This window comes from Psychrobacter glacincola (assembly GCF_965118485.1).
Classification (GTDB): Bacteria; Pseudomonadota; Gammaproteobacteria; order Pseudomonadales; family Moraxellaceae; genus Psychrobacter; species Psychrobacter glacincola_D.
The window spans coordinates 41889-55141 of record NZ_CBCPJH010000009.1 but is presented as its reverse complement, the minus strand read 5'-3'; the positions used below and the strand labels follow the sequence as shown (position 1 = coordinate 55141).

Below are 13253 nucleotides of genomic sequence, written 5' to 3'. Positions count from 1 at the left end.
TCATGAATGACAGCATCGAATGGTGACTTTATACTTCAATCTTTACTATGCATAAAAGCTAAAAACACTATAAAAGTTAGGCTAACCCAAATTTACGTTAATAAAAGTCAGCTAAATGTACAGCTTCTGTCTTTAATACTTTATTTATCAGTGTTTTATCCCTATTAAGGCGTTAACTTAATCTACAAAGATAATATCTCACTTATAAGGGATGACAGTAAGAATGTTGCAGTCGATTTTTAAGCAGCTATTGAAGCGTAATTCGTTATCTGCTCACTCAGTAACTGCCAAAGCGACTAAAAGAAAAATGCGCTACCTTACTGACGGTGAAATTAAGCTGGCACGCTCGGTCTTCGGCGATAGCCTCAAACTTGATGACATTCAGCTTAAAACCGCTTGGTGGGTACTTAAGCATTATGCCGTCAGCCCTAATGGCTCTATTTATTTTCATCCGGCAGATTGGATAGAGGATTTTAGTCAAGCACCCTTGGGCAAGCAAAGTTGGCTGATGCACGAACTGACCCACGTTTGGCAGTTGCAACAAGGCTTAAAAGTAGTACGCGGCGCGCTGATTAATCGTCGCTATGAATATGTACTAAAGACTAATAAGCCTTTTCTTAACTACGGCATTGAGCAGCAAGCGCGCATGGTACAAGACTATTTTATACGTCGTCAACGTGGACAGGACTGTCAGGATTTGGCACGTTGTATTCCTTTTTTAGCAGTGCAATCAATTGATGAAAATGATGTTACCGCTGAGATCTAATAGCTACCGTGATTGATACTAACGTTTAGTTTCTCTAAAACCATGTGATATTTTGTTTTTAACACAGGACACAAATTTAGATGTTTAAATTTTTACCAACCAAGCTGGATAGTGGCGCTGATACTGACCTAATCAATAAAGGCAGCGGATACTCACAGCAATCAAAAACATTGCTTGCGACGGCATTGGCGAGCATTTTATTATTGAGCGGTTGTCAGCAGCAAGTCGCCGATGATGAAAATGTGGCAGATAAAACCAAAACTAGTGAGCAGACGCGTGCTGAAGACAGTGAACCTATGGCGCAGAGTGACTCGGCTGCGGCACTTATAGAACAGTTTCAGCCTTTATATGTCGCCCAGTACCAAGGCTTACAGGGACGCTTGCAAGCAGAATACGATTCACTACAAGCTGCTGATAGCTCAGACAGTGTCAACTCTTTACTGCTTGATGGGGCTGATTCTGATGTTAATAAATCTGATACTATTGAAGCTAATGTTAATCAGCCAAATAACAGCAACCAAGCTTCTACAGTGGCTACGGCAGCAGCTACAAAGAATGTAGCAAATGGCGAACCTGCTGAAATCAATGCTGATGTAGACGCTGAAATTAACACCAATACTGAAGTCGGTAAGCGCGACTTAACAGTATTAAAACGTATCAGCTTAGAGCCGCGTAAGCCTGTCATATTGACTAAAGAGCAAATCGTAGAGCGCTATGACCAGGCGATGGAAGCCCTTTATCAGCCAGTGACCATGCCGTTAAGTGCAGAAGATATTGATACTTTGATTAATATCGCAACTTTAGTACCACAGCTTTTTGAAGATGCCGAAATCGCAGGTAGACTCAGCGCCAAAAGTCCTGCATTGGCACGCTTAGTTATTCAACATCAAGTGTGGGAGCAGATAGAAGCCCAACAAGTATTAGATATGCAGCAAATGAAACAGAATCAACAGCAAGAATTTGAGATGTTGATGGAAAAATTTAACGAGACCATCAAAGGTTATGACGAGCAAATCGCTAAATATGAGCAAACGCTAAAAGAGTTTAAATAATTCGTTAATTCTAGCCATAAAAAAATCTCGCACATGGCGAGATTTTTTTATGCATTATTAAAAACTATTTACGATCTTCAACTTTAATGAATTCACGTTTTGTCTCACCAGTATATAACTGACGTGGACGACCGATTTTAAACGGTGCACTGTGCATCTCAAGCCAATGGCTGATCCATCCAGAAGTACGTGCCAATGAGAAGATAACAGTAAACATTGACGTTGGGATACCAATGGCTTTCAAGATAATGCCAGAGTAAAAGTCAACGTTTGGATACAGGTTGCGCTCAATGAAGAACGGATCTTCTAAAGCAATTTTCTCAAGCTCCATCGCAAGCTTAAGCTTAGGATCGTCAATACCTAGCGCTTGTAGTACTTCGTCACAAGTCTTTTTCAGTACTTGCGCGCGTGGGTCAAAGTTTTTGTAAACCCGATGACCAAAGCCCATTAGTTTTACTTCACGGCTCTTCACTTTTTCCATGAATTCGGGCACGTTTTCAACTGAACCGATTTCATCTAGCATCTCAAGCACAGCTTCGTTCGCGCCACCATGTGATGGACCCCATAGCGCAGCAATACCAGCAGCGATACAAGCGTAAGGGTTTGCACCAGTAGAACCTGCTAGGCGTACCGTAGACGTTGAGGCGTTTTGCTCATGGTCAGCATGCAAAGTAAAGATTTTGTCCATGGCACGAGTGATGACGTCATTAGTTTTATAATCAACATCAGCAGGCGTTGCAAACATCATATATAAGAAGTTTTCAGCATAATTGAAGTCATTACGCGGATACATGAACGGTTCGCCTTGTGAGTATTTATAACTCATGGCAGCAAGCGTTGGCATTTTAGCAATTAGGCGAATCGCCGTAATTTCACGATGCTCTTCATTGCTGACGTCTAGGTTTTCATGATAAAACGCTGATAAAGCACCAACGACACCAACCATGATTGCCATTGGGTGAGCGTCACGGCGAAAGCCTTCAAAGAATTTACGCAATTGGTCATGAACACCAGTATGCTTACGGATTTTTTCAAAGAAATCGGCTTTTTGCTCAGCATTAGGCAAGTCACCATGAATCAGCGCATAAGCGACTTCTAAATATTCTGCATTGTTTGCTAGCTGATCGATAGGGTAGCCGCGATGTAATAGCTCGCCTTTACCACCATCAATAAAAGTAATCTTTGATTCAACAGGCGCTGTTACCATAAAACCTGGATCGTAAGTCCAATAGCCAGCTTTTTGGAAAGCCGAAACATCGATAACTGATGGACCTAGCGTACCTTCAGTAATAGGAAGTTGGTAATCCTTACCATCTACGGTTAATGTGGCTTGATTATCAGCCATAATTTAATCTCCATTGTTTTAACTTGTTAGAATAAAATTGTAGAGACGCATACCTTCGCGCCATAAATGGTCAAAATCAATTTAACCCATTTAATATGCAGGCTATATTAGCAGCTATTACTTAGGTTTTGAAAAGACTTTTAGCAGTTGGTTCTCTAATAGACGTGCCTTATATAGTGGTTATCGTCTGTAAACTTTGTATCAAAATATGTCTAATAGGTAATTTGACTGTAAACCGTCTTAACCATCGTAATGTAATGATTATCATTAACATGATGATAAATGGGCATTGCTAACCTAGAATATAGGTGGAAATATATTCTACTATCGACCATGGAACAGACAGCGCATCATTAGCTGAAAGATTCATTTGCGTATATAGCCTATCAATCCTCATTAATATTAATGAATCCATGTTGCAAATAGCCAGTTTTTTGTTAATGACTTTCCAATAACCACTATTTAGGGGATAAATTTGTAATTAGAGGCCAGTCATTTTATAATTACAAGGATGTAACTAGGACTATCTTTGCGCAAATCGATGGTATGTCTTAACCAAGTAGCTAATAAGCTTTGTTCTAATCATACTTTGTTACGATTGAACAAGCCTTTATAGATCGAAACTGAGCATATTGCTTGAATATTTTTGTTAATTGTTCTATTTTTAAACAGCTGACAGTGAAGTTTACCTTAACAAAAAGGATAATAAGGAGATGACCCTATGGCGTTATCTTTTTTTGTTAATGGCAACAGTAAAAATAGAATAGTTAATCGATGTATCCTCTGTTTGGTTTTAGAGTCTATAATATATAGATAGCTTGTTGTTGAAAGGGTGTATTGGTTCAATGAGCGATGACTGAGTGCTATAAAGGTCATAAAGATAATCAAGACTGTGTCACTCATTGCTGCCTGTCAGATTTAGCGCAAATTAAACGACGTCAGCTAGCCCTTCCTTACTTTATTCGTCTTGTGTGGTACTCAGTGCATTTGGCAGACGATTGCTAAATCATAAGTAACTACCGGACATAACCGCAAAAAGGATGCCCGCTGTGAAAAGCAACCGACCTATCGATCTGCCCTTAAGCCAAGTGATTAGCGTGAACCGCTCACCGATTGCAATCGCTTCGATCTTGCATCGTATCTCTGGCATTATTTTATTTTTACTTATCCCTGTCATGCTGTGGTTATTGCAGAATTCTTTGGCGTCGCCTGAGAGTTTTGAAACCGTCTTTGACAATGTCCTAGTACGCTTTTTGGCATGGATTTTTGTCGCTTCCATCGCGTATCACTTTGTGATGGGTATCAAGCATTTATTTGCTGATATGGGCATGAATGAGGAGCTAAAATCCGGCCGTGCCGCTTCTATGATTAGCTTTGTCATTGCAGCGATCTTAATTGTCGCGTCATTTATATGGGTGATGTTCTAATGAAAAATGATTCATCAATCAAAAGTGCAACCAGTTTAACCGGTTCAGGCTCACGCGATTGGATTGTCCAACGTATCAGTGCTCTGGTGTTAGCAGTTTACAGTGTGGTGCTATTGGGCTTCTTTTTGACCCATGGTGATGTTAGCTACGTGGAATGGTCAAGCTTTATGACCAGCTTGCCGATGCGTTTATTCAGCTTAATAGCCGTACTGGCGCTGGCAGGTCACGCTTGGGTTGGGATGTGGACAGTATTTACTGACTATATTACCACTGGTAAATTGGGCTCAAGCGCAGCGGGTCTACGTTTGGTCTTACAGACATTAATGATTATTGCCGTTTTAGTATTTTTATTCTGGGGCATCATGATTTTTTGGGGTAACGGCTTCGGTATCGTTGCTGTTTAACGCTCAGATAGATTTGCACATTTTAGTAAGTGGCTGAAGGCAGCTTAAACATCCAGTTTGTAGCTTTTTATTATGTAATCCGTGCTTTGAATCTATGATTCAGCTCAGGTTGCATGACTGATTAAGCCGTCTTTGTATTTACTTCGCAAGTATTAACAGGCATTAGGAAAACCGTAATGGCAACTAGACAAGACAATACCATTAGCAATATCAAAACCCTAAACTATGACGCCGTCATCGTTGGTGGTGGTGGTTCAGGTATGCGTGCATCATTGCACTTAGCTGAAGCTGGCATGAAGGTGGCAGTATTGACCAAAGTATTCCCAACCCGCTCGCATACAGTTGCAGCGCAAGGCGGTATTGGTGCAAGTCTCGGTAACATGAGCAACGATAACTGGCATTTCCACTTTTATGACACCGTGAAAGGGTCAGACTGGTTGGGCGACCAAGACGCGATTGAATATATGTGCCGTGAAGCGCCAAAAGTCGTTTATGAGCTTGAGCATATGGGCATGCCGTTTGACCGTAATGAAGACGGTACGATTTATCAGCGTCCATTCGGTGGTCATACTTCAAACTATGGCGAAAAAGCCGTACAACGTGCGTGTGCTGCTGCTGACCGTACCGGTCATGCGCTACTACATACGCTATATCAAAAAAATCTACAGCAAGGCACTGAGTTCTTTATCGAGTGGATTGCGCTTGATTTGATCAAAGATGACGCCGGTAATATCAATGGTGTGATCGCGATTGAGCAAGAAACAGGCACGGTTGCTGTATTCCAGTCACCAATCACTGTATTGGCAACGGGCGGTGCAGGTCGTATCTTTGCGGCATCTACTAACGCTTATATCAATACTGGCGACGGTATTGGCATGGCGGTGCGTGCAGGTATTCCATTACAAGATATGGAGTTTTGGCAGTTCCACCCAACCGGCGTTCATGGTGCAGGCGTACTATTGACCGAAGGTTGTCGTGGTGAAGGCGCAATCTTACGTAATAAAGATGGCGAAGCTTTCATGGAGCGTTATGCGCCAACGGTTAAAGACTTGGCACCGCGTGACTTGGTTTCTCGTTCTATGGATCAAGAAATCAAAGAAGGTCGTGGTTGTGGTCCAAATGCTGACCATATCGTAATGGATATGACCCATTTGGGTGTTGAAACCATCATGAAACGTTTGCCTTCAGTATTCGAGATTGGTAAAAACTTTGCTAACGTTGATATCACGAAAGAGCCTATTCCTGTTATTCCAACCATTCACTATATGATGGGTGGTATTCCAACCACGATTCATGGTCAAGTGATTGTACCTGATTTAGAAGCTGGTGCTGATGAAGAGGGTCTATATCAAAAAGGTAATGTGGTTAAAGGCCTTTATGCTATTGGTGAATGTGCCTGTGTTAGTGTCCACGGTGCCAACCGTCTAGGTACTAACTCGTTACTTGATTTATTGGTATTTGGTCGCGCGGCAGGCAAGCATATCGTTGATGAGTTCCATCATGCTGACCACAACTATAAGCCACTGGATCCTCGCGTCCTTGACTATACGGTCGGTCGTTTAGATAAGCTGCAACAGTCAACCTCAGGCTACAATGCGCAAGATGTCGCCGATGAGATTCGTGCAACTATGCAAACGCATGCGAGTGTATTCCGTACGCAAGCGATGATGGACGAAGGCGTTGCAAAAATTTTAGCGCTAGGTGAGAAGATTGATCAAATCCATTTGGCTGATAAATCACAAGTCTTTAACACCGCTCGTATTGAAGCCTTTGAAGTGGGCAATCTTTATGAAGTAGCAAAAGCGACGATGATATCAGCAGCCCAGCGTCATGAAAGTCGCGGCGCTCACAGTGTTTCTGATTATGATCGTCCTGAAGATGATGAGTACGCACCAAACGGCCGTAACGATAACGATTGGATGAAGCATACCTTATGGTATTCTGAAGGCAACAAAGTTATTTATAAACCCGTTCGCAAAATTCCACTGACGGTCGATTATATCGAGCCAAAGGTTCGCGTCTATTAATTTTAGATTGCGCGCGACTGATTTATATCTGATATATGAAAACAGCACCAACGTTTTATCCCTTATTAATTTATTAAAAAGGTGACCGCCAGCTACAAGCTGATATCAGCGCTAAAATTTATAAGTATTAGCGCTGATATATTGCAATCTTTAGGTTGCAAGCCTTGTACGCCCGCCATCACCGACGTGTGGAGTTTAGCATTATGAGCCGAGGTACTCGCACCATCGAAATCTATCGCTACGATCCTGATATGGACGCAGCGCCACGTATGCAAACTTATACGATTGAGCTACTAGACTCAGATCGTATGTTGCTTGACGTGTTATTACGCCTAAAGAAGGAAGATGAAACACTAACCTTCCGCCGCTCATGCCGTGAAGGCATCTGTGGTTCTGATGGTATGAATATTAACGGTAAAAATGGTTTGGCATGTCTTATCAACATGAATACCTTGCCAGAAAAAGTAACGGTTCGCCCGTTACCAGGCTTGCCAGTAGTTCGTGATTTGGTTGTCGATATGAACCAATTCTATGAGCAGTATGAGAAAGTACATCCATTCTTAATTAATGAGCAGCCAGCGCCAGCAACTGAGCGTTTGCAGTCACCTGAACAACGTGACAAGCTCAATGGTTTATATGAATGTATTTTATGTGCTTGTTGTTCAACCAGCTGCCCGTCATTTTGGTGGAACCCTGATAAGTTCTTAGGTCCAGCAGCACTTCTAAATGCCAACCGTTTTGTTTCGGACAGTCGTGACACGGATACACGTGCGCGTTTGGCTCGTTTAGACGATCCATTCAGTTTGTTCCGTTGCCGCGGTATTATGAACTGCGTATCAGTATGTCCAAAAGGTTTGAATCCAACCAAAGCGATCGGTCATCTACGCAACTTGTTGATTGATCAAGCAGGTTAAGATACCTTTTAGCGTCAATTAGCTTTATAATAGTGCTATAAAAAAACACCACCTGAGATAAGGTGGTGTTTTTTATTCATTAAAATAAGCAAAACGTTAGCGTATAGTAGCAAGGCTTGGTCAATATTTTTAATTCAGTTGTTTTAAACCAGCTGTTTTAAGTCAATATTTGGATTTGCAGCAGAACAATGATGGCACGTAAGGCGATACTAACAATACGTTGCTCATGTGTAAGACAAGCTGTTATCTGCGCCATCTGCCTATATAATTATAAATAGTAATAGCTAAGCATAAAAAATGCTTGGTTAATACCAGATTATAGGGGTGAATGACGAGGATAGAAGGTATATAATAGCCAAAGCTATGATTAAAGCCTAGCCGCAAGGTACAATGTCAATCAAATATGAGTTGCTCAAATTGATAACTGATATTCATTACGTAAATACCAAGTATTGAACAAACAAACTATGGGTACTCAAATAGCCATGTTACGCTATACGGCAGTGTATCATTTGTCAAAAGCTCATCAAAATTGGCAATAGCCAAATTTTTCAGCACTAATGGCTCATAAAAAAGCCAGCTGAAAAATTTTTGATAAAAAGCCATAGGCAACAGTTTGGTTATAGCTCACAGCAGTATATATAAATTAATGTTTTGAGACGAGCGCCATCAGAAAACTGGACGTTCACAAATAATGTGAATAGTTTTCTGCAGAAAATGCTGGTTAATCGCTATTTTCTAACAGCGTATTGATTAAAAGGACAGGAAGTCATTAAAAATATAGTAAGGATAAGCAAGTTCTTCGCAAGATAGGCTATCAAGCCGACCATATCTAACAGATTTGACAATAATAAGCACGATTCCATTCATTTATCTATCAAATAGACGATTATTATGAATAGTATAACTAAAGAAGCAGCAAGCGTAGATCAAACAGAATTGGCCGCTGATAACGCCAGTTATATTGAAGCCCTCTACGAGCAATACCTAGATGACCCTGATAGTGTTGGCAGCGATTGGCAGACGTATTTTGAACAATACAAATCACCAAACGATGCGCAGCACAATGCTATTAAAGACCAGTTTTTATTATTAGCCCGTAATCAGACGGCCAATAAGGTCAGCACTGATAATAGTAGTTCGGCTAGTAGTCATAGCAACAATGTTGGTGATAACAAGCAAATGGGTGTACAGCAACTCATTTCAGCCTATCGCCGCCGTGGTCATCGCCGTGCGCAGTTAGATCCGTTAAGCCTACATCCGCGCGCGGAAGTAGAGGATTTGACCCTTGCCTATCACAATCTTTCTGAAGCAGATTTAGATACGGTATTTCCTACCAATGATTTAAATATTGGTAAAAGCGAAGCGCCGCTACGTGAAATCATTGAAATCATGGAGCGTGTCTATTGCCGTTATATCGGCATAGAATACATGCACGTGACTACCAGTACCGAAAAACGCTGGATGGAAAAATATCTAGAAACTAACTTAGGTCATATTAAATTTGATCAAGAAAAACGCTTATCTATTCTTGAGCGTTTGACGGCAGCGGAAGGTTTAGAGAAGTACCTTGCACGTAAATATACAGGCGTGAAGCGTTTTGGTTTGGAAGGAGGCGAGAGCTTTATTCCAGCTATCAATGAAATCATCCAACGTGCTGGCGGTTATGGTACCAAAGAGATGGTCATCGGTATGGCTCACCGTGGACGCTTGAACTTATTGGTGAATATCTTGGGTAAAAACCCTGCCGATTTGTTTGATGAGTTCGATGGTAAAGTACAGCCAGAAAAAGGCTCAGGTGACGTAAAATATCATAATGGTTTTTCATCAAACGTGATGACACCAGGTGGCGAGGCGCATTTAGCATTGGCGTTTAACCCATCGCATCTTGAAATCGTTGCTCCAGTACTACAAGGCTCGGTACGCGCGCGTCAAGTACGCCGTAACGATCAGCCATTACAAGATAACAAAACAGGCAACTCAGTATTGCCAATCGTTATTCATGGTGATGCCGCTTTTGCCGGTCAAGGCGTGGTACAAGAGACGTTCCAGATGTCACAAACCCGTGCTTATACCACGGGTGGTACGGTTCATATTGTCATCAATAACCAAGTTGGTTTTACTACTAGCCGTCAAGAAGACGCGCGTTCAACTGAATATTGTACCGATGTGGCAAAAATGGTCCATGCACCGATTTTGCACGTCAACGGTGATGATCCTGAGTCTGTCGTATTTGCGGCGCAATTGGCATTAGATTATCGTCATGAGTTTGACAAAGACATCATTATGGATTTGTTCTGCTATCGCCGTAACGGTCATAACGAAGCCGATGAGCCATCTGCCACGCAGCCACTCATGTACGCTGTCATTAAAAAGCTGCCGACTACGCGTACTATTTATGCGCAAAAGTTGATTGAAGAAGGTCTGCTAACTAAAGAAGACGAAACGCGCTTAGAAGATCATTATCGTGAATCGTTAGACCGCGGTGAGTACGTTGCCAATTCATTGGTAAATGATCCGAATGAAGATATGTTTGTCGATTGGACCCCTTATCTTGGTCATGAATTGGTCGATGAATGGGATACCAGTGTCGATATCGAAGTGCTAAAAGGCTATGGTCGCCGTATGGCAGAAATGCCTGAAGGCTACAAGCTACAACGCCAAGTACAAAAAGTGGTTGAGCAGCGTTTAGCCATGCAAACTGGCGAAGAGCCTCTAAACTGGGGTGCCGCTGAGACATTGGCATATGCGTCACTGGTTGATCATGACAAAGTTTTGGTACGTATTACTGGTGAAGATGTCGGGCGTGGTACGTTCTCACATCGTCACAGTGAACTATACAATATTGAAGACGGCAGCATGTATGTGCCACTTGCTCACCTGAGCGAAGAGCAAGCACGCTTTGCCACTTATAACTCATTGCTATCAGAAGAAGCGGTATTGGCTTTTGAATATGGCTATGCGACTACCGTGCCAAATGCATTGGTCGTTTGGGAAGCGCAGTTCGGTGATTTTGTTAACGGTGCCCAAGTCGTTATCGACCAATTTATCGCGAGTGGCGAAACCAAATGGCAGCGTGTTTGTGGTCTAACGATGTTATTACCGCATGGCTTTGAAGGTCAAGGTCCTGAGCATTCATCAGCCCGTCTTGAGCGCTTCTTGCAGCTATGTGCTGAAGACAATATGCAAGTCATCACACCGACAACGCCTGCCCAGATTTATCATGCGCTACGTCGTCAAGCGGTTCGCCCAATTCGTAAGCCATTGATTGTCATGTCACCAAAGAGCTTGCTACGTCATAAGCTTGCTACCTCTCAACTAGAAGAGTTAGCAAACGGTAAGTTCGAAACCGTATTGCCAGAGATCGATCAGCAAAATGCGGACAACGTGACTCGTATGGTGCTATGTGGCGGCAAAGTTTATTATGATTTGCTTGAGCAGCGCCGTGCACTCGGTCTTGACCATGTGGCTATCGTCCGTATCGAACAGCTTTATCCGATGCCAGAGAAGCGTTTGGTTGCTGAGATTGAAAAATACAGCAATTTAGAAGAGATTGTATGGACGCAAGAAGAGCCATTAAATCAAGGCGCTTGGTATTATTTAGCCCCTAATATGTACCGTATTGTCGTACCGCACCCAACCAAAGCAAAATTATTGGATCCGGTAGCACGTCCTGCGAGTGCAGCGCCTGCGACAGGTTCAGCAAAATTACACGTGCAGCAACAATTAGATTTAATCGCTGGTGGTCTTGGTATCAGTGTAGATGAGCTGTCTAAATAGCAGTTTTTCTAAATAAATAACAGATTATATGCAATACATGAATCAGGCGATGGCAGTCAATACCAAGTGAGCCAATTTAAGTTTTATCACTTAAGTATCACAATTGAAAGCGGTATTGACTGTCTATCACGACTTAATTATAAATAGTAATATCTAAATCTAAGGAGTATATCGATGGCTGAAATTAAAGCCCCCGTTTTTCCAGAATCGGTTGCCGATGGTACAATCGTTGAATGGCATGTCACTGAAGGTCAACAAGTTAATCGTGATGACCTATTAGCTGAAATCGAAACTGATAAAGTGGTATTAGAAGTGGTTGCCCCTGACAATGGTGTGGTAACTCGCATCGTTAAGCATGTAGACGATACCGTATTGTCTGATGAGTTAATTGCTGAGTTTGAAGCCGGTGCTAGTGCTGAAGCGGCACCAGCCGTTGATCCAGATCAACCAGCTGCCCCTGTTCAACCTAAGCAAGCGGCAGATGGTGGCGAGCCAGTACAAGTAACTGATAAAAAAGGCGAATCTGATCATAAAGATCAAAGCCCAGCAGTTCGTAAAGCAGCAAAAGAGTCTGGTGTAGATCCTAAGGATGTTGAAGGCAGTGGTCGCGGCGGTCGAGTCACTAAAAGTGATATGGCAAGCCCAACCCTAAAAGCAAATAGCAGCATCAAAACTGACAGTGGTCAGCCTGTTGCTGAAGCTGGTCCACGTAGCGAGAGCCGTGTACCGATGACGCGTCTACGCAAAACAGTTGCGAATCGTTTGCTAGCAGCGTCTCAAGAAACTGCAATGCTAACGACGTTTAACGAAGTTAACATGAAACCGTTGATGGACATGCGTGCTAAGTATAAAGATCAGTTCGAAAAACGTCATGGCACCCGTTTAGGCTTTATGTCGTTATTCGTGAAAGCGGCGACCGAAGCACTAAAACGTTTCCCAGCTGTAAACGCTTCGTTAGACGGCGATGATATCGTCTATCATGGCTACTACGACATCGGTGTTGCGGTATCTTCTAACCGTGGTCTTGTCGTACCAGTACTACGTGATACCGATAGCATGAGCATGGCTGATGTTGAAGCTAAGATTCGTGAGTTTGGTGGCAAAGCACAAGAAGGTAAGCTTGGTCTAGATGACATGATGGGCGGTACGTTCACCATTTCAAACGGCGGTGTATTTGGTTCATTGATGTCAACGCCTATCTTGAATCCACCACAAACCGCTATCTTGGGTATGCATGCTATTAATGACCGCCCAATGGCGGTTAACGGTGAAGTGGTTATCTTACCAATGATGTATCTGGCATTGTCTTATGACCATCGTATGATTGATGGTAAAGAAGCGGTACAATTCTTAGTAACGATTAAAGAATTGGTTGAAGACCCTACTATGCTACTTTTAGATCTTTAAGTTTTTGGGCTTGTATCAGTGATGACTGGTACAAGCTTTTTAGCTTTGTATAGACTATCTTTTAATGCCTTTTAGCTTTTTCAGTTCTATCTTATGAGCAATGAGCTAAGAATACCCAGCAGCCATCTTTA

General features: G+C 42.3%; 9 protein-coding genes. 8 read left to right on the top strand and 1 reads right to left on the bottom strand.

The features are described 5' to 3' along the window. Window positions 1–223: 223 nt before the first annotated feature. Window positions 224–766 carry a type IV secretion protein Rhs gene (locus ACMHKH_RS04855; RefSeq protein WP_413519537.1) on the top strand — a complete coding sequence of 181 codons (543 nt, stop codon included), beginning with the start codon at window positions 224–226 and terminating at the stop codon, window positions 764–766. Between the two features lie 80 nt (window positions 767–846). After that, a complete protein-coding gene (locus ACMHKH_RS04850) occupies window positions 847–1818 on the top strand; it encodes a hypothetical protein (RefSeq protein ID WP_413519536.1) in 972 nt (323 codons plus the stop codon). A 64-nt stretch (window positions 1819–1882) separates the two neighbouring features. Here ACMHKH_RS04850 and gltA read toward each other — a convergent pair whose 3' ends face one another. Then, window positions 1883–3163 (bottom strand): citrate synthase, encoded by a 1281-nt coding sequence (gltA, locus tag ACMHKH_RS04845; protein WP_413519535.1) that lies wholly within the window; start codon window positions 3161–3163, stop codon window positions 1883–1885. 1040 nt (window positions 3164–4203) lie between these two features. Between gltA and sdhC the strand changes: the two genes are divergently transcribed. The 6 genes from sdhC (at window position 4204) to odhB (ending at window position 13122) form a co-directional block, all read left to right on the top strand. Then, complete coding sequence (gene sdhC, locus ACMHKH_RS04840; protein WP_413519534.1) at window positions 4204–4590, top strand: succinate dehydrogenase, cytochrome b556 subunit; 387 nt, start codon at window positions 4204–4206, stop codon at window positions 4588–4590. A gap of 17 nt (window positions 4591–4607) precedes the next feature. Next, window positions 4608–4994 carry a succinate dehydrogenase, hydrophobic membrane anchor protein gene (sdhD, locus tag ACMHKH_RS04835; protein ID WP_413519591.1) on the top strand — a complete coding sequence of 129 codons (387 nt, stop codon included), beginning with the start codon at window positions 4608–4610 and terminating at the stop codon, window positions 4992–4994. A gap of 176 nt (window positions 4995–5170) precedes the next feature. Then, the gene (gene sdhA, locus ACMHKH_RS04830; protein WP_413519533.1) at window positions 5171–7021 is read left to right on the top strand and encodes a succinate dehydrogenase flavoprotein subunit; all 1851 of its coding nucleotides are present in this window, start codon (window positions 5171–5173) and stop codon (window positions 7019–7021) included. A 203-nt stretch (window positions 7022–7224) separates the two neighbouring features. Beyond that, entirely contained in the window at window positions 7225–7935 is a 711-nt protein-coding gene (locus tag ACMHKH_RS04825; protein ID WP_413519532.1) for a succinate dehydrogenase iron-sulfur subunit, read from the top strand. Window positions 7936–8829: 894 nt separating this feature from the next. Beyond that, window positions 8830–11715 carry a 2-oxoglutarate dehydrogenase E1 component gene (locus ACMHKH_RS04820; protein ID WP_413519531.1) on the top strand — a complete coding sequence of 962 codons (2886 nt, stop codon included), beginning with the start codon at window positions 8830–8832 and terminating at the stop codon, window positions 11713–11715. 174 nt (window positions 11716–11889) lie between these two features. Continuing rightward, window positions 11890–13122, top strand: coding sequence for a 2-oxoglutarate dehydrogenase complex dihydrolipoyllysine-residue succinyltransferase (gene odhB / locus ACMHKH_RS04815; protein WP_413519530.1), 1233 nt, complete (start codon window positions 11890–11892; stop codon window positions 13120–13122). The last annotated feature ends 131 nt before the right edge of the window (window positions 13123–13253 follow it).